At 59.7% G+C, this 23,582-nt stretch carries 18 protein-coding genes and 1 pseudogene; 1 reads left to right on the forward strand and 18 read right to left on the reverse strand.

The window, feature by feature from the left end:
* Nucleotides 1-10: 10 nt before the first annotated feature.
* The 6 genes from F3J19_RS19860 to F3J19_RS19885 are packed head-to-tail and all read right to left on the reverse strand — an operon-like array spanning nt 11 to nt 6,697.
* On the reverse strand, nt 11-850 hold the full coding sequence (locus F3J19_RS19860; RefSeq protein WP_167044772.1) for an FAD binding domain-containing protein: 840 nt from the start codon (nt 848-850) through the stop codon (nt 11-13).
* On the reverse strand, nt 850-3,255 hold the full coding sequence (locus F3J19_RS19865; RefSeq protein WP_167044775.1) for a xanthine dehydrogenase family protein molybdopterin-binding subunit: 2,406 nt from the start codon (nt 3,253-3,255) through the stop codon (nt 850-852). The genes F3J19_RS19860 and F3J19_RS19865 overlap by 1 nt, the downstream gene beginning before the upstream one ends.
* 52 nt (nt 3,256-3,307) lie before the next feature.
* Nucleotides 3,308-3,817, reverse strand: a complete 510-nt coding sequence (locus F3J19_RS19870; protein WP_167044778.1) for an aromatic-ring-hydroxylating dioxygenase subunit beta — start codon at nt 3,815-3,817, stop codon at nt 3,308-3,310.
* Nucleotides 3,818-5,110: an aromatic ring-hydroxylating dioxygenase subunit alpha gene (locus F3J19_RS19875; protein WP_167044781.1), complete on the reverse strand. Its 1,293-nt coding sequence runs from the start codon at nt 5,108-5,110 to the stop codon at nt 3,818-3,820. It lies immediately after the preceding gene.
* An 18-nt stretch (nt 5,111-5,128) separates the two neighbouring features.
* Nucleotides 5,129-6,355, reverse strand: coding sequence for an FAD-dependent oxidoreductase (locus F3J19_RS19880; RefSeq protein ID WP_167044784.1), 1,227 nt, complete (start codon nt 6,353-6,355; stop codon nt 5,129-5,131).
* A 36-nt stretch (nt 6,356-6,391) separates the two neighbouring features.
* A complete protein-coding gene (locus F3J19_RS19885) occupies nt 6,392-6,697 on the reverse strand; it encodes a non-heme iron oxygenase ferredoxin subunit (RefSeq protein WP_028197862.1) in 306 nt (101 codons plus the stop codon).
* Nucleotides 6,698-7,180: 483 nt separating this feature from the next.
* Here F3J19_RS19885 and F3J19_RS19890 point away from each other — a divergent pair.
* A pseudogene (locus F3J19_RS19890) lies at nt 7,181-7,579 on the forward strand (aldo/keto reductase); the annotation flags it as partial.
* Between the two features lie 665 nt (nt 7,580-8,244).
* Here F3J19_RS19890 and F3J19_RS19895 read toward each other — a convergent pair.
* The 12 genes from F3J19_RS19895 to F3J19_RS19950 all read right to left on the reverse strand — a co-directional run bounded on the left by F3J19_RS19895 (nt 8,245) and on the right by F3J19_RS19950 (nt 23,433).
* Complete coding sequence (locus tag F3J19_RS19895; protein ID WP_167044790.1) at nt 8,245-8,670, reverse strand: ParB N-terminal domain-containing protein; 426 nt, start codon at nt 8,668-8,670, stop codon at nt 8,245-8,247.
* Nucleotides 8,667-9,905, reverse strand: coding sequence for a type III PLP-dependent enzyme (locus F3J19_RS19900; protein WP_167044793.1), 1,239 nt, complete (start codon nt 9,903-9,905; stop codon nt 8,667-8,669). The genes F3J19_RS19895 and F3J19_RS19900 overlap by 4 nt, the downstream gene beginning before the upstream one ends.
* The gene (locus tag F3J19_RS19905; protein WP_167044796.1) at nt 9,886-10,695 is read right to left on the reverse strand and encodes an aldolase/citrate lyase family protein; all 810 of its coding nucleotides are present in this window, start codon (nt 10,693-10,695) and stop codon (nt 9,886-9,888) included. Before F3J19_RS19905 ends, F3J19_RS19900 begins: the two co-directional genes overlap by 20 nt.
* Nucleotides 10,692-12,461 (reverse strand): IucA/IucC family siderophore biosynthesis protein, encoded by a 1,770-nt coding sequence (locus F3J19_RS19910; protein ID WP_167044799.1) that lies wholly within the window; start codon nt 12,459-12,461, stop codon nt 10,692-10,694. Before F3J19_RS19910 ends, F3J19_RS19905 begins: the two co-directional genes overlap by 4 nt.
* Nucleotides 12,458-14,296: an IucA/IucC family protein gene (locus tag F3J19_RS19915; RefSeq protein ID WP_167044802.1), complete on the reverse strand. Its 1,839-nt coding sequence runs from the start codon at nt 14,294-14,296 to the stop codon at nt 12,458-12,460. Before F3J19_RS19915 ends, F3J19_RS19910 begins: the two co-directional genes overlap by 4 nt.
* 5 nt (nt 14,297-14,301) lie before the next feature.
* Entirely contained in the window at nt 14,302-15,501 is a 1,200-nt protein-coding gene (locus F3J19_RS19920; RefSeq protein WP_167044805.1) for an MFS transporter, read from the reverse strand.
* Complete coding sequence (locus F3J19_RS19925; protein ID WP_167044808.1) at nt 15,501-17,309, reverse strand: IucA/IucC family protein; 1,809 nt, start codon at nt 17,307-17,309, stop codon at nt 15,501-15,503. The genes F3J19_RS19920 and F3J19_RS19925 overlap by 1 nt, the downstream gene beginning before the upstream one ends.
* Nucleotides 17,310-17,338: 29 nt before the next feature.
* Nucleotides 17,339-18,358 carry a 2,3-diaminopropionate biosynthesis protein SbnB gene (sbnB, locus tag F3J19_RS19930; RefSeq protein ID WP_167044918.1) on the reverse strand — a complete coding sequence of 340 codons (1,020 nt, stop codon included), beginning with the start codon at nt 18,356-18,358 and terminating at the stop codon, nt 17,339-17,341.
* Between the two features lies 1 nt (nt 18,359).
* On the reverse strand, nt 18,360-19,373 hold the full coding sequence (gene sbnA, locus F3J19_RS19935) for a 2,3-diaminopropionate biosynthesis protein SbnA (protein WP_167044811.1): 1,014 nt from the start codon (nt 19,371-19,373) through the stop codon (nt 18,360-18,362).
* 96 nt (nt 19,374-19,469) lie between these two features.
* Nucleotides 19,470-21,935: a TonB-dependent receptor gene (locus F3J19_RS19940; RefSeq protein WP_167044814.1), complete on the reverse strand. Its 2,466-nt coding sequence runs from the start codon at nt 21,933-21,935 to the stop codon at nt 19,470-19,472.
* Between the two features lie 114 nt (nt 21,936-22,049).
* A complete protein-coding gene (locus F3J19_RS19945; RefSeq protein WP_205193036.1) occupies nt 22,050-22,886 on the reverse strand; it encodes a FecR domain-containing protein in 837 nt (278 codons plus the stop codon).
* A gap of 13 nt (nt 22,887-22,899) precedes the next feature.
* Nucleotides 22,900-23,433: an RNA polymerase sigma factor gene (locus tag F3J19_RS19950; protein WP_167044920.1), complete on the reverse strand. Its 534-nt coding sequence runs from the start codon at nt 23,431-23,433 to the stop codon at nt 22,900-22,902.
* Between the last annotated feature and the right edge of the window lie 149 nt (nt 23,434-23,582).

Consider the following 23,582-nt stretch of genomic DNA (forward strand, 5'->3'; position numbering starts at 1 on the left):
TGTTAACGCGTTAACGCGCTGATGAACCGAAGGTTTGTGCAAGACAGCGCTCAACCGTGGCGGCGTGCATGGAGCGGTCGATAGCGTCCGCATTCGGCATCGCGTTCGCCACACCTGCCGCAATCGCTTCCGGCGTGGCAGCACTTGGGCCCTGCTTCGCGATTGACTGCGCAAGCGAGTCCAATGCAGTCGGCGGGCCATCAAGCGCGCCAAGGACCACGCGGGCCAGGCCGGTTTGCGCGTCAAACGCCGCAGCTGCGCTTGCGTGGGCGAACTCGCCAGTCTTGCGGCAAAGCTTGTAATAGCCCCAACGCAGGGTGCTCCCGATTTTTGGCAACAGAACCGCAGAGATAATCTCGCCGTCGTCAAGCAGCGTTGTAAAGGCGCCCAGCATGAACTCACTGACGCGCACGTGACGCGTACTGCCCGCCTTCGCGAGCTCCAGCCTGGCGTCGAGGGCCGAAAGCGCCAACGGCCAGTCCGCTGCGGGGTCGGCATGCGCCAGACTGCCGCCGATGGTTCCTCTGTTACGAATCGCGCGGTACGCAATACCCGAAGCGACATACTGCATAAATCCGTTACGCAAAGGTTCGTACTTCCCGTCCTCGATTTCCGCGTGAGTAATCGCCGCGCCCACACGAACCACATCGCCTACGACAGTGACGCCGCGCAATTCGTCAACATGTGACACATCGACCACGCGCGATGGCCTCGCCAGGCGGAGATTCAGCATCGGCCCCATCGACTGGCTACCGGCAATCGGTTTCACGCCCGTCGCCGAATCACCGAACTCACGTAACGCGTCAGACAATGTAGCAGCGCGTACGTATTCAAAAGCGGCGGCCTTCATCAAATCACCTCGTGAGCATGTTCTGCTTCTGCCTTGCCGTGCGAAGCCGCTTTGGCCGCTTCAATCGCGGCAAGCAGCCGTCGCGGCGTGAGAGGTGCCTCGCTGACGAGTGCTCCAATAGGGCTAAGCGCATCGTTCACCGCATTGAAAAGCGTGGCGGGGGGTGCGATTGCACCGCCTTCGCCGACCCCCTTCGCGCCGAATTCCGTGTAGGGCGACGGCGTCTCCATATGAATGATGGTCAACGACGGCAACTCCGTCGGCCCGGGCAACATGTAGTCTGCGAGCGTGGACGTCAGTGGCTGCGCGTTATCGTCGTATAGCGTTTCTTCATAGAACGCGGTGCCGATGCCCTGTGCCGTGCCGCCGATGGTCTGGCCTTCGACAACCATCGGGTTAATCATTCGCCCGCAGTCTTCAACGATGACGTAATCCAGAATGTCGACGTGGCCCGTTTTTGTATCAACCGCCACGGCAGCCGCATGCGTCGCGTAGCTGAATGCGCCGGTATCGACCTTCGGCTTGAAACCCTGAGTTGCTTCGAGCCCGGTCAGATCCACGCCCGGCGGTAAGCGTTCGGGCCGCAGATACCACGCGTGACCGATCTCCGCGAGGGATACCCGTCCCGTTGCGCCAACCACCTCGCCGGCCTCGAATCGGACCACGTCTTCCGGTTCACCCAGGATATGTGCGCCAATTTTGATCAGTCGCGGTACCAGTTCGCGGCACGTTGCCGCGACTGCACCACCTGCCATGACAATGCTGCGAGAGGCGTAGGTACCCGTGGAGTACGGCGTGAGAGCCGTATCGCCGTGCACGACCTTGATCTTCTGAATCGGAACGCCCAGCACTTCATTTGCGATCTGCGCCAATGTCGTTTCCATACCCTGGCCATGGGAATGGATTCCGGCACGAACCTCCAGACCGCCATCCGCTGTGATCCGGACAGTTGCCAGGTCGTAGCCTGGAACCACCGGCAAGCCCCACGACGCGAACACTGCCGTGCCGTGTGCCGATTGCTCCGTGAATGTCGCGAACCCGATACCGATCAGCCTGCCGTCTGGCTCACCCTCTTTCTGACGACGGCGCCATCTGGCAACATCAAGCTGTTCAGCGGCCCGCTTCAGACTCTTCTGGAAGTCGCCACTGTCGTAGTGCTTCTTGACAACGTTCGTATAGGGCATGTCAGCCCCGCGAATCAGATTGTCGTAGCGAACCTCCCACGCTTCGCGGCCGACTGCGCGCGCAATGGCGTCCATCGTCAGTTCGATCGCGAAACAGACGCCGGTACGTGCCACGCCGCGATACGGGAGGAACCCGGGCTTGTTGGTTGCCGCGCACTGGGTACGGCAGCGGTATCCGCTGAAATCATAGGGGCCAGGCAGGTTACCCAACGCCTGCCCTGTTTCGAGCCCAATCGTAAAAGGCCACGCGGAATACGCGCCGCCGTCAATCAACAGGTTACAGTCCAGCGCCAGGAGCCGTCCATTGTTGTCCGCATATGCGGTAAGTTCGTAGTGGTGCTGGCGCGTATTCGCACCCGCGATCAAATGCTCGCGACGGTCTTCGATAAAGCGAAACGGACGTTTGTAGGTGAGAGCAAGCCACGCAATGCAAAGCTCTTCCTGTTGAAGCACACATTTGTAGCCGAATGCACCGCCCACATCAGGCGAAATGACACGCACCTGAGCATGGTCAATACCAAGGCATTGCGCAAGCACCGTACGGATCATGTGCGGGACCTGGGTCGACGTAATGACGACCAGTTGCGCCTGCGTGTGGTCCCAGTAGGCCAGTACGGCCTTGCCTTCCATTGGGACCATGCACTGACGGGCCAGGTTGACCTTTTGTCTGACGACGACGGGTGCGTCTTTGGAGCGCTCGTCGAAATTGACATCCGCCTTCAGATCGAGGAAAAGATTGTCTGTCCAGTGGTCATGCACCCGCACGTCTGTGCGCTCGCGTGCTGTAAATGCACTCGCAAACGCAGGCAGTTCCTCCAGATCCAGCTCAACTTCCTCCGCGATGTCCTCGGCCTCGGCGCGGGAACTCGCGAAACACATTGCCACAGGTTCGCCGACAAAGCGGACTTTCCCGGAGGCGAGCGGCGGGTGCGACGAAGGCTTGTAGGTCGGCAAGCTGGAATCAGCCACGATGTCTGTCGCCGTCTGCATGTCTTCCCGCACAATGACCTGATCAGCGAAGCGTTCGGGCTTGCCGATGCGCTCGATGCGAGCATGCGCAAGTGGGCTGCGCAGGAACGCCACTTCCTGCAAATCAGGAAACGTATAGTCGGCAACGAATTTTCCCTTGCCATGCAAATGGCGCTCATCTTCGCGACGCCTCACGCGGGCGCCGATGCCGCCGCTTTCGATGGGCGCTTCCGTCGGTTCGGTGTGGCTCATATGCATCCCCCTGGTTTGTGGCCCGCTCTTGACATTCTCCGCTTACCCCCTTTCAAACAGGATAGGCCAGATCGTTCGCAATCATCGCCGTGTCATAAATAGCCTGCCGTTCCTTCAGAAGCAGCTCATTGCCCTTTCGAGCAAAGCGGTCGAAAAGCCGACCGGCCTGATGCAGGCAAGTCGCGCCTTCGACCAGGGTCTGCATCAACATGTAGTTACTCTGAGCAATGATTTCTTCGTCTGTCACGTCAAGAATCCGAACGTTGGTGACGAAATGCAGCATCTGTCGCGGCGCGAACATCTGCGTTCTGGAGATAGCTACTGCGCGGTCGCGCAGCATGTCCCGCCCTTCGGCGTAGACCAGGCCGACCGGAAACCCGAGGGCGGCATTTTCGTACTCGGTCACCCGGTAAAGACAGTTCTCCGTAAAAAATTCCGGCCACCGCTCGACGTCGCCCCCGTCGAGCACCGCACAATATTCGGCATGAAAATCTTCCACGGCTGCGCGCGCAGCAAGTGCCTTGTCGTGTGCAATTGGTTTCTTTTCGAATCCTGGTAGCATTTAAAACCCCATCACTTCACGGTAGTGTTTGTACATCGCGCGAATTGCAGCTTCCGAAATCAGATTGTCCGCGGTTCCAGTTTTTTCACTGTCGAGTTTGAGTACGCTGCGATCGGTTACGGAACGACGCACGCCTTCCTGCACAAACTTCATGGCTTCGTTGTCCTCGAGACCGAGGAATCCAGCTGGCCCCATCAGGTTGCCCTGGCGCAGCCGGTGACGTGTGGTCTCTTCTGTATCGTCTTCGTAGCCGAACATCGTCCACAGCATCACCATGCTGTTTGGCCCATTCGGAACGATATGCCGCACCCCCAAAGTATTCATTTCACGCTGGACGATCAGATTCGGCCAGATCGTCTGCATCGTCACCGACCATTCAGAGTCAAACTCCTTGACGTACTCAAGGAACCGCTCATCCTTGAGGACCATACCCTCGTGGAACGAGCGCATTTCTTTTTTCTTGTCGGTGTCCACCGTTGCATAGAGTGAATCGCTTTTGGCCGACGCCATCGTGCCGTGTATGCCGTATTTACTGTCGGCCACCATCGCCGAGCGGTTCCCTGCAACCAGCAAGCCGAACACCACCAGGAAGGAGTGCAGCAGCGTTGCGTGGTAAGGATCCTTCAGATTCTCGTGGTACATCTTCCAGTTGCACGGCAGCTCGTTCTTGTAAAACCCGAGGATGCGCAGCTTCTTGCCGTTGAAGACGGTGTCGAAATCTTTCAGGATTTCGGGCGTGAGGTAATCTTCAATAGGCTCCATGTCGTGCGTGAACGAGGCGAAGACCACTCCGTTACGCGTCGTGACAGCAAGCTTCTTGAGACCGTGGTCCTCATTACGGAAGTCGCGCGGCATCCCGCCGAGCTTGTTCACACCCCGTTTGAACGGAATACCTTGCAGATTCCCTTTCAGGTCATAGGACCACTGGTGATACGGGCAGACGAACTCAGCATTGTTGCCGCGCGTGTGACGACATAATTCGGCGCCACGATGGGCGCAGCGGTTTTCGAACACATGAATGGAACCATCTTCTGCGCGTGAGACGACCACCGGCGTCGGACCTACATACGAGCGCTTGTAGTCCCCGCTGTTGGGCACTTCGGCCTCCAGCGCAACGAAGTTCCAGGTACGGCCCTGAAAAATCCGCTCAACCTCGCGAGCGTACACATCGTCGCTCGTGTAAACCCAGTCTGGAATAGCGTGAAGGCCGTCCTCCGGCCAGACCAGTTGCTCGATGGGCTTATTTTTGACGCTCGGCGTACCAAGGCCAATTACCGTCTCTGACGAATACAAAGTACTCTCCTGAATGCGTTATGAGTGAGCTTTTCGTTCAAGTTGCCGCAACTTGACGTTCAGGTCCGCGAGGGCCTCGGGGTCGACCTGAATCGCCTCCTCAACGAGACGGCGAATTGCACGCAGTTCGCCACCGCTATTGACTGCGAGCGCGTACACAATGACGTTGTTGCTCAGCCCCATCAGCAGAACCCTGTCGCTCGATACCCGGCGCTCGATCCATTGTTCTATTGGGCTGTCGAGCATTCCTAGCATCTGTACGTTCCAGTCATACTGATCTGTCCAGAACCAGGGGTTTGGCCGATATTCGATCGACTCTCCCAGCATGTTGCGCGCGGCAACGATCGCCTGGTCTTGCGCGTTCTGCCATGATTCGAGACGCAGACGTCTTCCGGACGCGCCAAATGGGAAATTTGCACAATCACCCGCGGCATAGACACCGGCGCCCGACGTCCGGCAATGCGCATCAACGTGTATGCCGTTGCCCGTTTCCAGACCAGACGCTTTGGCGAGCTCTTCATTCGGCTGCTGCCCAATGGCAACCACCACGAAATCGAACCGCTGCGGTGCATGGTCGGCAAACGTCAGCGCTACCCCCGACGCATGCTCCACGGAGGCAACCAGCCTTGCGCCCAGCATGAACTTCACGCCGTTCTGTTCGTGCCTGGCGCGCAAACGCTCCGAGAATTCGTGCGGCAACGCGCGGCCCAGTATCTGCTCCCCCGCTTCAACCACGGTGACATCGATTCCGCGCGCCCTTGCGCTTGCTGCGAACTCAAGCCCAAGGAAGCCGCCGCCGATGACGGCCACCGAACTAGCACCGGCCATGCGCTGCCGCACCCGCATCGCATCCGGCAGCGTACGCAGCGTGAATACATGGCGACTGTCCGGCGTGCCGGGCAGGTGGCGCGCGCGACCGCCTGTAGTCAACAGGCACTTGTCGAAGCTGATGCTTCGCCCGCTTCTGAGCATCGCAGTGCGGTGTGTCACGTCCAGTCTTTCGACACCGTCTGCGATCCAGTCGATCTTTCTGGTGGCGTAGAAGTCGCTCGAATGTAGCCACGCGTCGAAGCATTCGTTATCGTCCACTGCCGTCAGTACCGTCTTTGACAATACAGGCCGCTCGTACGGCCTATGCTGTTCATCACCGACGAGCAGGACCGATCCCTCGAAGCCATGCGCCCTCAACGTCTCGGCTGCACGGCCGCCTGCCTGTCCGGCGCCGACGATCAAAATCGTTTCCACTTTCGGATTCCTGACGTAGTCAAAAAGGTATGGCGCTCAGAGTTCAACCATCACCGCACCGCCTTCCACGTGGACCTTGTAAGTCCTGAGCGGAGCGCTCACCGGCGCACAAAGCGCGGCGCCGGTCTTCACATCGAATTTCCCCTGATGAAGCGGACACTCAACGCATCCGTCCTCGAGGAAACCGTCACTAAGCAGCGCGAACTGATGCGTGCACACGTTGTGCGTCGCATAGACCTCGCCATCTACGAGGTACAGGGCGATCTGCTCCTTGTCGACCGTTGCTGCGTAAGGCTCGTCCGGGTTCAGATCGTCAAGATTTGCCGCGAATTTGAGTGTCATCGACTTGCCTAGATAATTGATCAGTATGCTGATGAATTGATAGTATCAGCAATTCGTCTTGAGTCAATAAGGCAAGAACCTATCGTTTACCCTTTGAAAGTGGACTTTGCCGCAATAAGGGCCGAACGGTGAGCTCAACAGCTGGCAGAAACGTGAACCGCATGATGAAGAAGACGAAGGGATGCAGACGGAACCGCACGCCGCAGTTTCGCGCCGATCAGTAGCGCAAGGATCTCGGACCGGTTGATCACCGGCGACACCCCACTCGCCAGAATTATCAGCACACAGGACGTCCACCCCGGAACAATGAAGACGTTTTCAGCCCTCACCGGCTTATTTTTAGCCATGGGAGATCGGCACGGCGTACACGAAAGGAGACCATGCGCCTGTGAATCACTAGAGAATGAAAGGGACGGCGCGGCAGAATTGTCGTGACGAGGTGATAATCGCGACAAAGTCGCGCGCCGTCGAGGACCTCGGACCGGGGCAGTCGCTGAGTTCATAGTTAAATTGGCTGAAGATAGCTTGCGACGTCTCAAAACCGACCGCATTGATCTCTATCAACTGCATTCGTATCGCGACCTATCGCCTCTTGATGAAGTTATCGATGCAACGAAAAGGCTCGTAGATTCAGGCAAGGTGCGATACGTCGGTTGCGGACATGCGAGCGACGAGGAGTTGAGACAACTCATCAGCTTGTACCGCCCAGGCCATTTCGTTTCTTGCCAGGTCGAATGCAACGTTCTGCAGCCGCAGGGGCTACGGCATCGGGCCTCGTTTTTTGATGAAAATCATCTCGCACTGTTGCCATTCAGGGTCTTGGGCGGCGGCGTTCTTACTGGTAAATATGTGCATCGAGGAATGCAAGTCTTTGCAAACTGAAGGAATGGATAAGAAGGCTGTCCATAGCAAGACTGATTCCACTTGCCTTGCTATTAACTTATATCGCGTCTGTGCCTCCGATTACGTTAGGCTTGCTTTACCCCGGGAGGGTTTAAGGGGGGCCAACCCTTACTCGGCACGATCCTGTCAAAGTCACCGTTCCTGAATGCATCGTCGCGCCTCTGCTGGAAACAGTGGTGCTTCAGTGGCTTTGTATTCCGATCTTAAGAAAGGCGCGGGTCCGAGCAGGCTTCGCAGTCCTCGCTTCAGCAATTTTTTTCTCGCGCATAGTTACAGTGTTTTATACATAAGCCTAACGTTCTGTGTAGGGTTGGTGCTGGGTTCGGTGTTCGTGATCGAAGACTCACGAAGAGGCAGGCCGTTTTTGGCGACGTTTTTGGTACACGCTCTTCACAACACAGTGACCACAGGAATGGTGATCTTAGCTGTTTGACCACATGCATAGCTGACGCAACGAACTCGGAGCGTGGTTGCAGCATCGCCTCGAAAGCTGCAGATCCGTGCTCATTCGTCCTCGGATACGCGCCATGATCGACATGTCCTCGCGCCTTGAGTTCAAAAAACCCAGGAGGACCATCGAAAAGTGGCGGTCGCGGTCGGGACGATAACCGCAACCACACCATAAAAGTGAATTCCGAGTGCGGTTACCGGATTTCAGGCATGCCTGGCACCCGCCCTCGGCACAGGACCAAAGAGATATTGCAGTTTGGTATTGGGGACGAAAACATATGACGTGTGGTCTTCTCCGGGTAGAGGTTCCCTTGACGAGCACGCATCACAATCTCGTCCGGCGTCACCGTGAATCCCTCTCGCGTCGCCACTACCTCGACATGCTGGTAGTCAAGCCGTAAAACAGGAACCCTGATTAGACCGAGTGAACGCGCTGCCGCGAGACGATGATGACCGTCCATTACGGCAAGGCTTTCTTTTTCAAGAAGGATCGGCACGCGCCAAAGACCGCTGTATTTCATTGCATTCGCAAGTTCCTCGGCATGTGCCGCGCTGTGTTCCTCATTGCGCAGAATTCTCTCTGGATCGATGAATTCGATTCCGACGGTCGCAAGTTTCATGTCAACGTCCCTGCGCGGGCGTCAGCGTTCCTCACCACATCGAAAAACCTTCGCTCTGGATGCGGATGGCTCAGGAAATCGTGATGCGATATATGCCATCCATATGCGCCTGCCAGTCTGAACACGACGCGATCACCCACTCGCAAACGCCCAACCTCGACTTCGCGCGCAAGAACATCTTTTGGGGTGCACAACTCTCCGCACAGCGTCACTGCCGCACACTCAAGCGATGGTCTCCCGAACGCATACGGCCACGTCTCGTTGGGCACGATTGAAAAGGGATGATTGTGCTGCCACGACGAAGGCAGACGAAAATGGTGGGTGCCACCACGCAGGATCGCGAAGTTCTTTCCGTGATTACTTTTGAGGTCGACGACTTCTGTTACGTAGTAGCCACAATCTGCGGCAATGAAACGCCCGCACTCGAACACAATCCGGCAACCCTTGTCGAAATCGGTCAGCAAAGCACCGAGTCCGGCGCAGAATGCGCTCCAGTCGAAACCGCTGTCGGGGTCGACATAATTGACGCCGATTCCTCCTCCGACGTTAAGCGTCTCCAGCCTCAGACCACATTCGCGCTGTAACCGGCGTGCGAGCGTCATGTAATGGGCCATCAAAGCAAGATGCGACTGCGCATCCAGATTGTTTGAGAGCGCGTGTATGTGCAAGCCCACAACCTCCACCGCCGCAAGCGTGTTTGCAATCGCAATCACTCGAGGTAATTCGTTTTCCTCGATGCCAAACTGAGTTGGCTGGCCGCCCATCGTCAATGTACCCGTCGGCCGTTTGCTATCCGGATCGACAGTCAGCGCGTTCGGGTTGACCCGCAGGAGCACGCGCGCGCTTCGCCCCATTTGCGCCGCCACGGCATTGAGGCGCAGCAATTGCAGTTGGCTCTCGACGTGAAACAGCTCCACGCCGCGCGCCAGCCCGCCCTCGAGCTCCGAGTCGGTTTTTCCTGGGCCGCCAAAAACGATTCGCGCGTGAGGGCCAACTTCCCGGGCACGCGTCACCTCGCCGAGTGAGGCGACCTCGTAGCCCGCAACGATGCCATCGAGCGAGCGCAAAACCTCAGCATCGCTATTGGCTTTGATGGCATAAAACAACTCACAATTGCGCGGAAGCAATTCGACGAGCCCGGCAGTGCGCGTCCGCAGATGATCCAGATCGTAAAGATAAGCGCACACCGGCGATGCTACGCCAGCCAGATAGCGCTCAACCAAAGTTCGATTCATTCCCGAATCCCTTGAAAATCTTGCAGGCATGCAGTTGCTCGACCATCGCTCGCCGCGCGATACCGCGATCGTCGCCAGCGATCAGCAGGCGAGTGCCGCAACGATGTACCGTGGCAATTTCGTCGGCGTTGCGCGGAAGTGCACAGAAGGCCTTGCCATGCTTGCGGGCCGTCGCCTCGATTCGCGCGAGCGCCGACCGTATCTCCGCGTGTCCAGTCTGCCACGGGATACCCAAATCCTGTGACAGGTCCGCAGCGCCGCCGAGCAGAACATCGATCCCGTCGATCGAGGCAATGTCATCGAGCGAATCGAGTCCTGTGCGGTCTTCGATCATCGCGACGACCAGCGTATCGTTCGATGCCTGCAGCACCGATTGCGCGAGATCGTCACGGCCGAAACCGTTTGTGGCGGTCGAATTCAAGCCGCGATATCCCAATGGCGCGTGATAAGCGGACCTGACGGCAAGCCGAGCCTCATGCGCCGTTCGCACACGCGGAACGACGATGCCTTGCGCGCCAGCGTCCAGAACCTGAACGACTTGATGTGGCGCGACGACACGCACGAGCGCAGCGATGCCGCTTGCACGGGCGGCGAGGAGCATTGCGTTAAGCGTCGAACCGTCGATCAGCGTGTGCTCAAGATCGATCACGGTGAAATCAAATCCCGCGGCGGCGATCAGCTCAACCGATAGCGATGCGGGAGTTGAGCAAAACAGTCCAACCAACGGCGGCGTGCCGGCATCTCCAATGCGCTCTTTTAGTGATCTTGATGCCTCGGCGATTGATCTCATGCGAACTCCAGCTGGGCAAGCGGATTTGCGGTCGCGCGTGTTCGCAGACGGATCTCCGGTAGAAAGCGGCGACTTGCGAGCAACTCGACCTCCATCTCCGGCGCCAGACAGTCAAACAACGAAAAACGGTCTGCGAGATCGGGATGCTGACTTTGATAGTCGCCAATCGCACGAGCCACGATTGCCCAGAATTCGGTTTCGTCCAGATTGAAGTGGCAGGAGAAGAACCACGCAATCTCTGCGAGATTGACGAAGAAGAGCGCGTCGCAGGTGAAATCGCGCAGTTCATTGGCATCGTCCGTCTCGATGAACGAATTCGGATTGACGCGAGCGTGTTCCGCTGGCGGAGCATACAAAGACGGCGGCGGCACGGAAAGCCATTGCTTCGAATAGCGTACGCCGTCGTGGAAATCTTTCAGCGCAACGCGCACCGGCAGGCCGTCCATCTGCAGAAGCACCATGTTTTGCGCATGCGATTCAAGCGCAGTGCCATTGCGCCAAAGCAGATGGAGCACAGGCAGCCAGGCCCGCTCCACCAGTCGACGGACCCAGACTCGCGCGCCATGTTGCGCGATCCAGTCGGCGATCAGCGGCCGGCCATCGGCGTCGATATGCGTAAGCGCAGTCATTGGCAACGCCGATTCGTTGGCCCGCACATGGCGATGCACGCTCTCGCGCCAGATACAGCCTAGCGCACCATAAAGCCCCGCGACGGGAACCGTCGGCACATAGGCGACGCCTACAATTTCCTTGAGTATCACGGGCCGCGCGAGTGGCTCGCTCCAGTCGGTTCGCGCGACGAGATCGTCAAGCCAGTCGCTGATCGGCGCAGCGTTGCAGACGGTATGCGGCGCAAGCACCCGCGAGGTCGACGTATTGACGAGATTCATCGCCAGTTTCAACGATGGCGCATCGAGCCGATTGACGTTCGCCAGCGTCCGGATCGACTGCTGCGGCCGGTATCGTCCGGCAAGTGGTCCAATGGGCACCAGTTCGCGACGCGAGAACGCGGAATGGCAGACCGTTTCCGCAATGGCGCTCCATTGCCAGGGATGTACCGGCAGCGGCACGTAATGCGCGGGATTCAGGCCGCGTTGAGCAAGCTGCACGTTGAACGCCGCTTGTTCCTCCGGCGAAAGAAGCTGCTGGGCATCGCGTCCCGCCACGTCCCGGCTGACGTTCGAACGGCAATGATCCGAATGCACAGCCAGGAGTACCGGCGCGACGCCGGAAGAACATTCGGGCGCGTAACGTTCGTTGTCGTCGAGTGTGAAGCCGACTCTCGATTTGTATCCCGGATGGTAGGGATGCGCGCCGATTAGCGCGGATTCGATCTCATCGTAGCTCCCCGTGCGAAGCAGTTTTCCTGACTGCGCCATCCGGGTCTGCGCATCCTTGATATGTGTAGCCGACAACTCCGCAGCGAATTGCGAGAGGCGTACCGGATCGGCACCGAGTTGCGGTCCCAGTTCCGCGACAACGCGCGCGACGTCATCCGCTTTCGTCATCACCCCGTTGTGGTCCCGGCTCACCGGCGAAACAATCCGGACTCTGCCGAACGACGCGGTTCGTTGCGCCTTGCAACGATAGAACACCGCTTCGCCGCTGCTGGTGGTCGCCGAAATCGACAACGTTTCGCCGGACCACGCCGTGTCGGGCAGCGCACCTTCGAACAGTAGCGCCTCAAGCAATTGGCGGACGACGCGTTCTCCCGCTTCCTGATAGGCAGCGCTTTCGAACAGCGCTTCGAATGCAGCGAATTTCATACGGATACCTCCACGGTCGCCAGCGGATTGGGAATCTCGACCCACGCCGGTAATTCGCCATGCCGGCCAAAACAGCTCATCATGTTCGCCTTGGCGGGAAGCGAAGTCCGGCCACGGACGTCACGCAGCAATGCGGTGACTGCGGGCTCTGGATCACGCGACCAGATGTCGGCGGTCAAGCTCCAGAGCATTGCTTCGTCGCCATAGCCCGCCCGTGCCACGCCCGCAATCACGTGCCCGATGTGATTGACCAGCACGTAGTACAGGAAGCGATGCCACGCATCCTCATCGCGGTATAGCGCTGGACTGTCGTCGGGCAGGTTGAGCGGGCGCAGGCATCGCGCGCGGCTGATGCTCGCCCCTTCCATGTCGCGAACATAGCCGCGCACCGGCCATCCGTCCTGAAACGCGACCATCGTATTTTGCAGATGTGCCTCAAGGCTGACGCCGTAGCGCGCGAACAACCGAAGCAATGGCATAAGCGTGACATTCAGATAGCGTGCCCACCAGGCGACGAGGGGTTGATCGCCAGGCGCCGTCCCGAGTGCTTCTTCGAGCAGCATGGCAAGCGATGATTCGCCTTCTGCCGGCTCCTCCATCACCGTCGCCAGCACCTGGGCATAGTCGCCCACTTCATCGCTCATGCCATCCCGATAGAGGACCGCCGAACTCGCCTTCAGGGCATCATCCGTCGTCTCGAGTGACGCGCTCGCACCGTCGAGCAGAACCTCGAACGCATCGGAAGCGCGATCGCTGGACGGCAACGAGGCAATGTAGAGACTCGCATCCAACGCGCGAACGACCTGTACTGGAGGATTGTTGCGAATAAAATTCGTTATCCGTACATTGAGCGGAAGCTTCAGGAATCGTCGTTGCACGGGCAACCATACCGTTCTAACCGATGACGTCGGCCAGACCACTTCACCTAGCGGCCCGAGCGAGATCAGATCGCGACGTGCGAGCAATTTCTGGATTGTTTCCTGTTGCAACAGGTATTCGGCTTGCCACGGATGACAAGGAAGCAGGCGATATTCGCTGTCACCCAGCAACGCAGCCGCGGCGTGCATCGCTTCCGGATCGATCGGCGGACGTGTGCCGTCAATCGAGCGCGTATCCAGGCAGTTCGTCGCCACCGCGAAGTAATGCAAACGGAACGATGCCCCGAGTTCTGGCGCGAACGCCTGCATGTCGCGCTCGGCAAAGCCATCCGATGCTTTCGACGTCACATGGAATACATGCCCGAAGCGGAGCGACTGTTCCGCGCGCACGAACGCCGATAAGCCAAGGTCTGGGGTCTGCGTGTGGTAGTAGCGCACGCGATCCACGCTGTTTTGCATCAGCGTCGTGAAGCGTGCGATCCAGTCGGGGCTGATCGCAAGCCCGCGGGCAAGCGACTGCGCGATGCGTACAATCAGCGCCTCGATGCCATCGAACTGGACATGACCGGAGCCGTCCGGCAATTCCACGATGGCGTAGCGCCCTACTCGATGGAATCCAATGAGGGAAAAATAGTCGAGCGCGACATAAAGGCGGCTGCCGTCACCGGGAAAGGCAATCGTCGCCACGTCCAAACCTGCATCGCGCCAGCTTTGCACGACGGCGCAGACATCGTCGGCGAGCTCCCGGTCTGCATCGGGTGAAACGCGCGGGTCGAACTGGCCGGTTTCCCGGCAATACGTGTTGAAGTATTGTTCGAGCAACCTTCGATCAAGCGCAGACAGAACGCTTTCGGCACTGTGAGGTTCGTCGACACGATGCGTTGCATGGGAAGCGTGGGACACCTGCAGCGCAGCATTTCGCGTCAGCGAAACGGATCTCGGAGAGGAAAACAGCATAAGTCTTACCTCGAATCGGAAACGGAGATGGGATGGGCCGCCGGCGCGCTACGCGCGACTACCGCTGCGGCGATGAACATGGATGCGGTCAGCCAGAGCGTCGCGGAAGCGCCGACACAAGGAAGAAAAACGAGAACGGCAATCGGTCCGAGCAACTGTCCGAGCACCATGGCGCTTTTGGAGACCACCGTGATGCGGCTTCGCATTGCAGACGGCACACTGCGGCAGCAAAGCAGCAGAACTGATTGGGCCAGCGCGGCGTAGCTGGCGCCCTGCACGATGCGCAGAACGCCGATCTGCCACAAACGGGAAGCGAACGGCATCAGCGCAAGGACGATCGCGCACGACAGCGCCGCAGCGACGAAGTGACGTGCGGGGTCCCCACGGTCGTTGCGCGCCCCCCACCACGGCCCCGCAACGAGCGTGGCGGCCCAGCCAAGCGCATGCAAAACGCCGATCTTGCTGGCGAGAAAGCTGGCACCCGCCATGCGTTCATCGACAAACAGAGCGAACACGTTCACGAGCGCGAATGCGCCGGCTTGCGTCAATGCGCCTGCGAGAACCCAACGAAGCAGGACAGGATCGGCGAGCAATGTCGTTCCAGGCGTTTCCGCCGCCCCTACGCGCTCCGCGTTTCTCTGGCTGGGTTCACGCAACGCGAATGCCAGCAGCAGCAATGCGGCGCCCGTGCAGAGTGCTACGCCTAGTAGCAATGGGCGCACCGACCAGTGGTCCTGCAGCACGCCTCCAAGAACGGGACCAGCAAGAGCGCCCGCCGCTACAGCGGACTCCTGCCAGCCAAGCGATCGCCCCTGGGCAGCGGGGTCACTGACACGCGTGATGAAAGCCGTAATGATGACGCCCACCGTGCTCGCGCCTTGCAGCAGGCGCCCGCCCACGAACATCACGACGTCGCGTGATATCGCCATCGTCGTCATGCTCACGACGAACAGCGCGAGGGCAAAAAGAAGTGCCCGCCTATACCCGAATCGCTCGCACCAGCGCACTGCGTAAGGTGCGCAAAGCAACGCGCCAACGCCCGGGGCCGCTAACGCAATGCTCGTCCAGCGTGCTGCATCGGCGCTGGAGCCGCCGCTCAGACCGTGGAGATAGAACGGCATGATGGGCACCAGCACCATCAGGCCTAGCGTGATCACGCCCTGGCACACGATCAGCATGGCGACGGCAAGGTTCGCACGACGCATTACGGAACCCTCGCTGGTTGCGCCGGTCGGCGGGATAGCAGTGGATTGCCGATTGCGCCCATTCCACTGGGCATCCCCGTGCCCAGCGCCGCACGCGCCGCGAGAGGTTCAAGCAGTTGCTTGAACGGCCAATGCTGTGCGTCGAAAAGCAGACGCGCCACGTAATCGCGCGTCGGGCTCGTGGCGAAGACACGCTCTAGCACCTCGTGCAGCGTACGATCGACAATGCCCCAACCCGTAGCCTCGTCGCCATCGAAACAATCAGCGATTGCGGCAATGATCGCGTACAGATTGACTTCGACCGCGAGGGTCTGGAAATAGGCGAGCAAGGCGTCCCGCGATTCGAGAATCAGGGTATTAGGCGTGCTTCGATCGATCACATAGTCAGGCACCTCCACACCCGCTTCGATCATGACCGCAGGGCAAATCCGCAACGTATCGTGGTCGCGCAGCACGATCTTGCATGGCCCATTTTCCCCAACGCGCAACAGCACATTCTGGCCGTGCAACTCAGGCATGACACCGTGCGCAAAGCAGCGCAGACCGAGTTCGATCAAGAGGTGCACGATACGCTCGAACATCCTCCACGCGTATTCCAGATCCGCTTTTCCTGTTGTTCCATTCGCATGACATAACACGGCAAACGCGGGAAGATGTGCATCGCTCGTCGACGCAGCGCAGGCGGCCATCGGCAACAGCCAGCCGTCAGCGTCGGGATAGCGACGCAGCATGCACGCCAGCTCTCCCTGCCCGGCAATCAGCATACTGTCGTTGCCGAGCGCCCACCACGCGCGCTCATCGCACAGTTCAAGATGCTCACCTAACCACTTGTCACGAATACAAAGCTCGCGCAGGCAAAGCTCGGCAAGCACTGCGTTGTGAAGATATCTCGGTGGCATCACGCGCGATGCGCCGAGCGCCTGAACACCCAGAGAAAGCTTCAGGTGCAACCGTTCGCCCGATCCGATGCCGAGCGCACGCAACGAAGCGGTCGGCCTCACGGTTCCGCATCCTTCGCCGAGATCGACGCATTGCGCAGCGAGCTGCGGATGCTTCGCCCGGATCTCCCCCCACTGCCACGGATGAACGGGCATCCATAGCGCAGCCGGATCGATACCGAGCAAGGCGGCACGTTCTGCAAGCACGGCAAATGCATCTGCATCCAGCACTGCTCCGGCGATTGGCTGGTGGTCGTCCCACTCCAATGCCGGCTCACCCGAACACCACAGCACGTTTCGCGGCACGGCGACCCAGTGCAGCGCGATCTCGCCAGCCTCGACCTCGAAGGCATCGCCTGGGCTGCCGGGCCACAATTTTGCGCGTGCAAGCGGATGAAAGGGCCGGTCGCGCAGACAGCAAATCGCCTCCCAGGCCATCAGGCTGTGCGGCGTTGCGTCGATATCCGCCAACCATCGCGCCTGTGCAGCAAACGTTTTCTCGATCTGACGCGCTGCAAGCGCCAGCAACTCCGCCAGACGGTGGCTGTACGCAAGCCACCAGTCCGCTCGTTGCAGTGCTTCGAGTGTCTGTGTGACGTTCAAAACCTTTCGACCGGCCTCACTCGCCAATTGCACTCCAGGCCCCGATCGCGCGATCCTCAAAGGCCGCACGCCATTTAGCCGCGTGCCTCGCCACATAAGTTCGAGGCCACGACCGAGCGACAATACGAGCGCAGTGTCGGCGGCGCCGCCAATCCAGCGGGTGCGGGCGCGCATGCCGTACAGATCCTCCAGCCACAGCGCGTCGAGCAGATCCTGGGAGAGCAGTCGTTCGACACTGCCGTGTGCGAGCGGATCGACGCATGCCATTCTGCAATCGACCACGTTTTCGGCGTATGTCATAGCAGCGGCAGCCGAATGCCCACGCCCTGCTCAGTTGCAAGCCGATAAAAATGACGCGCGCAAACCATGTCGTCCAACGCCATCCCCATGGGGTTGAGCAGGATGATTTCGTCGTCGTTCTCGCGCCCCGGGCGTTCGCCGATCACAATTTCACCGAGTTCGGCATGCAGTTGTTCACGACTGAACCGCCCTTCGAGCACCAGTTGATTGATGATCTTTTTCTCGCGATTCGACTGATCCCAGTCGTCGACGATCACCTTGTCCGCTTTTTCATAGACCTCCTTCTGCACGTCCATGATCGAGACGTTGCAAACAAACGCGCCGCGCTTGAGCCACGCGTACTCGAGATAGGGCGTGTCCGTGACCGTGCAGGTCACGATCACATCGGATGCGCGCACCGCGAGTTCGGCGCTCGCCATCTCTTCAAAGGCGACCTGCGGATAGCGCTCGCTCAACTCACGGCTGAAGGCACGCATCGCGTCGCGCGACAAATCGAACAGATGAATGCGTCGAATGCTGGCGAATTGTTCGAGCAGTGTCTGCATCTGCATCTTCGCGATCGGGCCGCAGCCGACGCACGCGACGTCAGTGAAGCCGGCACGCGCGAGATGGCGCGTTGCTACCGCGCTGATCGCGGCCGTGCGCATCCCGCTGATCAGTCCGCCTTCCATGATCGCGACCGGATAGTTCGTATCGGCATCGTTCAGGACGATGACTGCGCTGGCGCGCTCAAGCCCGAAGCGAGACGGATTGTGCTGCCGGCTGCCGATCCACTTCAGGCCGGCGATCGGATCGTTGCCGCCCACATAGCACGGCATCGCGATGATCCGATCCGCGATGTGATCCGCACCCGCCCAGCGCAGATACGGCTTCAACGGCTGAACGAAGGCGCGTCGCGCGTGCAAGGCCAGTCCATCGGCAATGGCGTCGACATAAGGTTGTGATCGGTTGCCACCGAGGGCGATCAGATCCTGACGGCCGAGATAGAGAAGGCCGGAATGAGCCGGTTGGGTCATATCAGTGAACCTCTTCGAGAAGGGAAGTTGAAAGTGACGATGTTTCAGGCTGCGTTTGCGCAGCGCGCGCTGCGGCAACGCGCGCCAGCCAGCCGTCGTCGTACACGCTGTCGAGATAGCGCTCCCCGCGATCGGGCAGCAGCGTGACCACGCGAAGTGGACGCGCTGCGCGCGCCAGCAGGCGGTCAATCGCGACGACAACGGCGCCCGACGACCCGCCCGCGAAAATGCCTTCATGTTCGAGCAGACGCCGGCAGCCGAGCGCCGCGTCGTAGTCATCGACATGCTCGACTTCGTCGATATCGTCCAGACAGAGCAGCTCGGGAACGCGACTCGCACCAATGCCAGGCAGCTCACGCGGGCCAGGTTTCGCGCCAAACAGGACCGAGCCGACCGCGTCCACCGCCACGACCTTCAGTTCCGGCCACGCACGCCTGAGCCGTCGCGCGATGCCGAGTACCGTGCCCGATGTGCTGACGCCCAGCACGAGCACGTCGGCCGGTTGTTCGAGCGCACGGGCGATCTCATCGCCCTCTCCGTGGAAATGGCTCTCCCAGTTGCGCGGATTGCCGTACTGATTGATCCACACAGCACTCGTGTCCCCAGCAAGCATCTCCTGCACGCGCGCAATGCGGGTTTCGAGGTAACCACCCTGACTGTCCTTGCGGTTGACCTGCTCGATGCCCGCGCCGTAGCAGCGCAGAATCTTCAGGTTCGTCGGCGAAATCTTCGGATCGACGACCGAGGTAAAACGCAGGCCTTTCACCCGGCACACCATCGCCAGCGCGATCGCAAGATTTCCCGACGAGCTTTCGATGATGTGAGCGCCGGGCGCGATCGTGCCGTCGGCCAGTCCGCGTTCGACGATATAGCGGGCCGGGCGGTCCTTGATGCTGCCCGCCGGATTCAGCATTTCCAGCTTTGCGAACACTTCGGCTTCATGCTGGGCGTACAGGCGATCGAGCCGCACAAGCGGCGTGCCACCAACGCAATCGACGATATTTCTGCCGATCATCACTCCCTCCTTGATGAGGATGTTTTCAACAGTTAATGAGATTGCGTCTCATTAACTAACGAACGCGCACGGCGCCCCGAAGAACGCCGCGCACCCTTACCAGCGATGGGTATAGCTGGCCGTCATCACGGCGCCTGCGGCAGGCAGGCGGCTCGTGTTGTTGCTGTTGCGCATGAGCTGGCTGTATTGCGGGAAGTAATAACGGTTCAGCAGGTTTTCGACGCCGACCGTCACGCGATCCTTTTTCGTGACCTGATAGCGCGAGATCAGATCGACGGTCGTATAACTGCTCACATCCATGCGCCCGAAGCTGGTCTTGCCGTTGAGCCGGTAGTCGCGGGCCGCGTAGAACGTCGCCTGCAGGCGATTGCTCCAGCGAGAAGACGGCCGGTACTCGAGATACGCGGTCAGCTTGAGCGGCGGAATCCGGTAGCCCGTCATGTCCTGAAAATTCGCGCTGTTCTGCGGACGCTCGCGGCCTTGAATGTAGGTCAGCGTGCCGCCTGCGCCCCACTTGTCATCGTCGCTCACGTAGTCGAGCGTCGCTTCGACGCCGGAAATGCGCTCGGCCGTTCGCGTGAGAATCAAACCGTTGTTAAAGCTCTGCACATCGCCAAGCTCGGACGTCGTGTAGAACAATGCGATGGTGCCGTCCGTGTTTTTGCCGAGGCTGCCGCGCCAGCCGATCTCATAGTTATTGGTTTTAACAGGCTCAAGGCTCGACGAGTGAATATCGAAACCTGCGGTTGCATTGCGCAATTGCAGGCCGACGTCCGGCAACTGGAAGCCCTGACTGAACGCCGCATAGACTTCCTGGCCCGGAATGGGCGCATAGGCAACGCCCGCATTAAACAACCACGCGCCGTAATCGGTCGATCCGCCCGGCACCATGTACCTGTTCGCCAGCCGCAATTGCGAAAGCGGCACGAAACTATCGAAGCTCCCGCTTGCATGCTCGTAGCGCACACCGCCTTCCGCCGACCATTTTTCGTTGAACTTGTGTTGCAGCTGCGCGAATCCGCCGACGCTGGTCGTCGTGAGCGGCGGAAGATACATGAGCGTTCCGGTCTTGCGATAGACCAGACCGCCACTGGCGTCGTATGCCGTGGGCGAGAAAATATCGTCCGGCATGTCGCTGCGCTCCTGGTTGAAATCGGCGCCCCACTGGATCTTCGTGCGGCCGGCGCGATCGAGCGGCGTCGTGATCGTCAGACGGCTACCGAATACCTTCGAATCCTGCATGACCTGGTCGATATTGCTCCCACGCGTTGCAACGGCACGCGCGTCGAACGGTGCAAAACGTGTGTAGTAGTCCCGATAATAGATCTGCGCCGCGACCGCGCTGCCCAGCACATCCTTGTTGCTGTACTGCAGGTTGAGCTGCGTGTTGCGGATGCGGTTCTGGTCGTCGAGCTGGAGTCCATCTTTTGCGCGAGCGGCAACCGTGCCGGGTGTCAGCTTCGCGACCGATGGATCGCTTGCGTAATCGGTGTCCTGCTTCGCGTCGAAGTGGCTCGCCGAAAACACGATGCGCTGGTTCGCGTCGATGCGAAATCCGAGTTTGCCTTCGACGTTATAGACGTTCGAGTCGAACAGATCGCCCTGACTGGGCTCCGGCGCAATGCGATGACCGCGCGCGTCGTATGAGCTGCCGATGTGCTGCGCGTCGACGTTGAACTCATATTCGACGGGGCCGTGACTGCCCGCGAAATACTGCTGGACGGTGCCGCCAAGGCCGCTACTCCCCAAATGGGAAAGCGGCGACGTCATGGAAAACGTCGTCTCGGCGCGAGGCTCACCACCGGGCTGCCGCGTCGTGAACGACACAATGCCACCTGTCGCGCCCGCGCCGTAGACCGCGCTGCTGCCACGCAGGACTTCGACTTTCTCGATGTTGTTCGGATCGACGTTTGCCAGATTGCGGGCGGAATCGCGATTGGTGTTCAGCGGCACGCCATCGACCAGCACGAGGATATTTCTGCCACGCAGGGTTTGGCCGTAGTCGGTGATCGTATGGCTCGAATCGGCCATGCCGGGCACAGCCTTGCTCAATACCGTCGCCAGATTGTTCGAGCCGGTTTGCAGATCGCGCAGTTCGTCGCGGTCAATGACCGTGATCTGTCGCGTAGGACGAACGAGGTCGCTATGGGTCCGATCTGCTGAAATAGCGATGGCCGAGAGCTCTGCCGGCTCCGCCGAACGGCTCGCACTCGAATCGGATTCTGGCGATGCGGGCGCTGCACGCTCCACTGTGAACGTGTTCGCGCCTGTCGCTTGAGCGCGCATTCCGGAGCCCGCTAACAACTGGTCTAGCGCTGCGGAGGCGGTCATCCTGCCTTTCACGGCATGGCTCGTCGCCTGCTCGGCGCTGGCCGTCGAAAACAGCAGTTGCGCATTGGACTGCCGCGCAAACGCATTCAGCGCGCGGTCAAGTCGCTGCGCAGGAATGTCGAATGATGCCAGGTCCCCACCCTGCCCCCACGCTGCGGCCGACAGACAGCTACTCGCAACCGCTACGCACGCGATGCGCCCCAAACCAGCATGGCGCCCATGAATCTCCATACCACCACTCCTCGTTTGAATCGATATAAATCGATGACTCTCACAAGGGTTGCCGGATCGGCGGATGGTTTTGTTGACGTCCCGAAGAAAATATTTTTGAGGCAGGGTGGGTGACTAGCGATGCGCGATCATGGCCGCACCACTGGCGTCACGCTTTACCTTCAGCGGCAGCACGTGGGGCAACATATCCAGCAGCGCGTCGATGTTGGCGGTATTGAACTGGCCAGATACACGCAGGTTTGCCGCGCGAGGATCGAGTTCGATTGGCGCCTGCCGATAACGGCGCATTTCCGCAACGGCGACGCTTAATGGCGTTCCGTCGAACGCCAGGCGCCCATCGCGCCAGCCCAACGCCTGATTGGGATCGAACGACTGGCGTGCACCTATATGACCAGCGGCAACGGTAACGGCCTGATCGGGCTTAAGGTCGACGGGAGCTTGCGCGCCTGTGGCGACGGCGACCGAACCGGACACCACGCCAACCTGCACGCTGGCAGCATCGCGCCGTACAGCGAACGTCGTCCCGACGTCGTGAATCACGACATCACCTGCGTAGGTCACCAGCGGGCGGAACAAGGAATGCGCGACTTCAATCGATGCCTCTCCACGATCGATCTGCACACGGCGCGACCGGATATGCCATTCGGCACGCACGGACGAACCCGTATTGAGCGCAAGCCGGCTACCGTCCGCAAGCAACCAGTCACGGTGCTCGCCTACGGCGGTCTGCAGCGTATCGACACGGTAAGGCGGATCGGCGAACCAGACTGCAGCGACCGCCGCCGCAGACAGCATCGTACTGCCGGTAACGCGCCGTATTGTTCGGCGGCGAGCCGCCCGGCGCACCACCGCGTCAAGCGGATAACGCGCGCGCAACGCGTCCTTGAAGGGATCGAGCGAGCCGTCTTGAAGGGATGTCGAATCGTGACTACGGGAAGGCTCAGGCAACATCGGCATTTGCCGTCTAGGTATGCAGAGTGTTCTGCAGGATCGGAGTAAGGGCCGTCATCGCACGGGCCATATGTTTGGCCACCATGTTACGCGACATCCGCAATTGTGCCGCCACTTCTTCCTGCGATAAATCGTGCAGTTTGTGGAGGATGAACACCTCGCGGCATCGCTCGGGCAAGGCATTGATGATCTGCTCGAGCTCCTGCACGGTCTGCTGGTAACTCAGGGCCTGCTCTCCGTCGTTATCGTCCGAGCGCGTATCGGGAACAACCACACCCGTCGATTCCGTGTGACTTGCATGCGCCTCATCCCCTCTCCATCGATCGATCGCCCGATGGATAGACATATGCCGCAAAAACGCGAGTGGCGCATGGACGGCGGCTTCAGGAGGCCGCTGGAGAAGCTGGACACCGACATCCTGAACCACATCGCAGGCGAACGCTCGATCGCCAAAGCGACGCCGTACATGGCTGACGAGATCTTCGTAGTGCTTGATGAAGGCAGCGATCAACGAAGAGTGGGCGGAATCGCGGTGCGAGCCTGTCACATTGTTACGGGATGAGCGAGCATCACGCCCGAAATGATAATGCGTCTCATTATTTATGTATATTACAAAGCTGTCAACGCCCGTGAGGTTCGGCAACCGTCATTATCGGGTCGTGACTGCCGCGTGGCCTAACGTTCAACTTCTGGTTT

The organism is Burkholderia sp. Ax-1724 (assembly GCF_011752995.1).
Classification (GTDB): domain Bacteria; phylum Pseudomonadota; class Gammaproteobacteria; order Burkholderiales; family Burkholderiaceae; genus Paraburkholderia.

What these genes read in the sequence shown, in the direction of transcription:
- F3J19_RS19945 (WP_205193036.1), bottom strand. Translation starts at nt 22,886, where the DNA reads ATGTTGCCTGAGCCTTCCCGTAGTCACGATTCGACATCCCTTCAAGAC.
- F3J19_RS19895 (WP_167044790.1), bottom strand. Translation starts at nt 8,670, where the DNA reads ATGAAACTTGCGACCGTCGGAATCGAATTCATCGATCCAGAGAGAATT.
- F3J19_RS19915 (WP_167044802.1), bottom strand. Translation starts at nt 14,296, where the DNA reads ATGCTGTTTTCCTCTCCGAGATCCGTTTCGCTGACGCGAAATGCTGCG.
- F3J19_RS19885 (WP_028197862.1), bottom strand. Translation starts at nt 6,697, where the DNA reads ATGACACTCAAATTCGCGGCAAATCTTGACGATCTGAACCCGGACGAG.
- sbnB (WP_167044918.1), bottom strand. Translation starts at nt 18,358, where the DNA reads ATGACCCAACCGGCTCATTCCGGCCTTCTCTATCTCGGCCGTCAGGAT.
- F3J19_RS19910 (WP_167044799.1), bottom strand. Translation starts at nt 12,461, where the DNA reads ATGAAATTCGCTGCATTCGAAGCGCTGTTCGAAAGCGCTGCCTATCAG.
- F3J19_RS19925 (WP_167044808.1), bottom strand. Translation starts at nt 17,309, where the DNA reads ATGGCATGCGTCGATCCGCTCGCACACGGCAGTGTCGAACGACTGCTC.
- F3J19_RS19870 (WP_167044778.1), bottom strand. Translation starts at nt 3,817, where the DNA reads ATGCTACCAGGATTCGAAAAGAAACCAATTGCACACGACAAGGCACTT.
- F3J19_RS19905 (WP_167044796.1), bottom strand. Translation starts at nt 10,695, where the DNA reads ATGAGATCAATCGCCGAGGCATCAAGATCACTAAAAGAGCGCATTGGA.
- F3J19_RS19860 (WP_167044772.1), bottom strand. Translation starts at nt 850, where the DNA reads ATGAAGGCCGCCGCTTTTGAATACGTACGCGCTGCTACATTGTCTGAC.
- F3J19_RS19920 (WP_167044805.1), bottom strand. Translation starts at nt 15,501, where the DNA reads ATGCGTCGTGCGAACCTTGCCGTCGCCATGCTGATCGTGTGCCAGGGC.
- F3J19_RS19940 (WP_167044814.1), bottom strand. Translation starts at nt 21,935, where the DNA reads ATGGAGATTCATGGGCGCCATGCTGGTTTGGGGCGCATCGCGTGCGTA.
- F3J19_RS19865 (WP_167044775.1), bottom strand. Translation starts at nt 3,255, where the DNA reads ATGAGCCACACCGAACCGACGGAAGCGCCCATCGAAAGCGGCGGCATC.
- sbnA (WP_167044811.1), bottom strand. Translation starts at nt 19,373, where the DNA reads ATGATCGGCAGAAATATCGTCGATTGCGTTGGTGGCACGCCGCTTGTG.
- F3J19_RS19900 (WP_167044793.1), bottom strand. Translation starts at nt 9,905, where the DNA reads ATGAATCGAACTTTGGTTGAGCGCTATCTGGCTGGCGTAGCATCGCCG.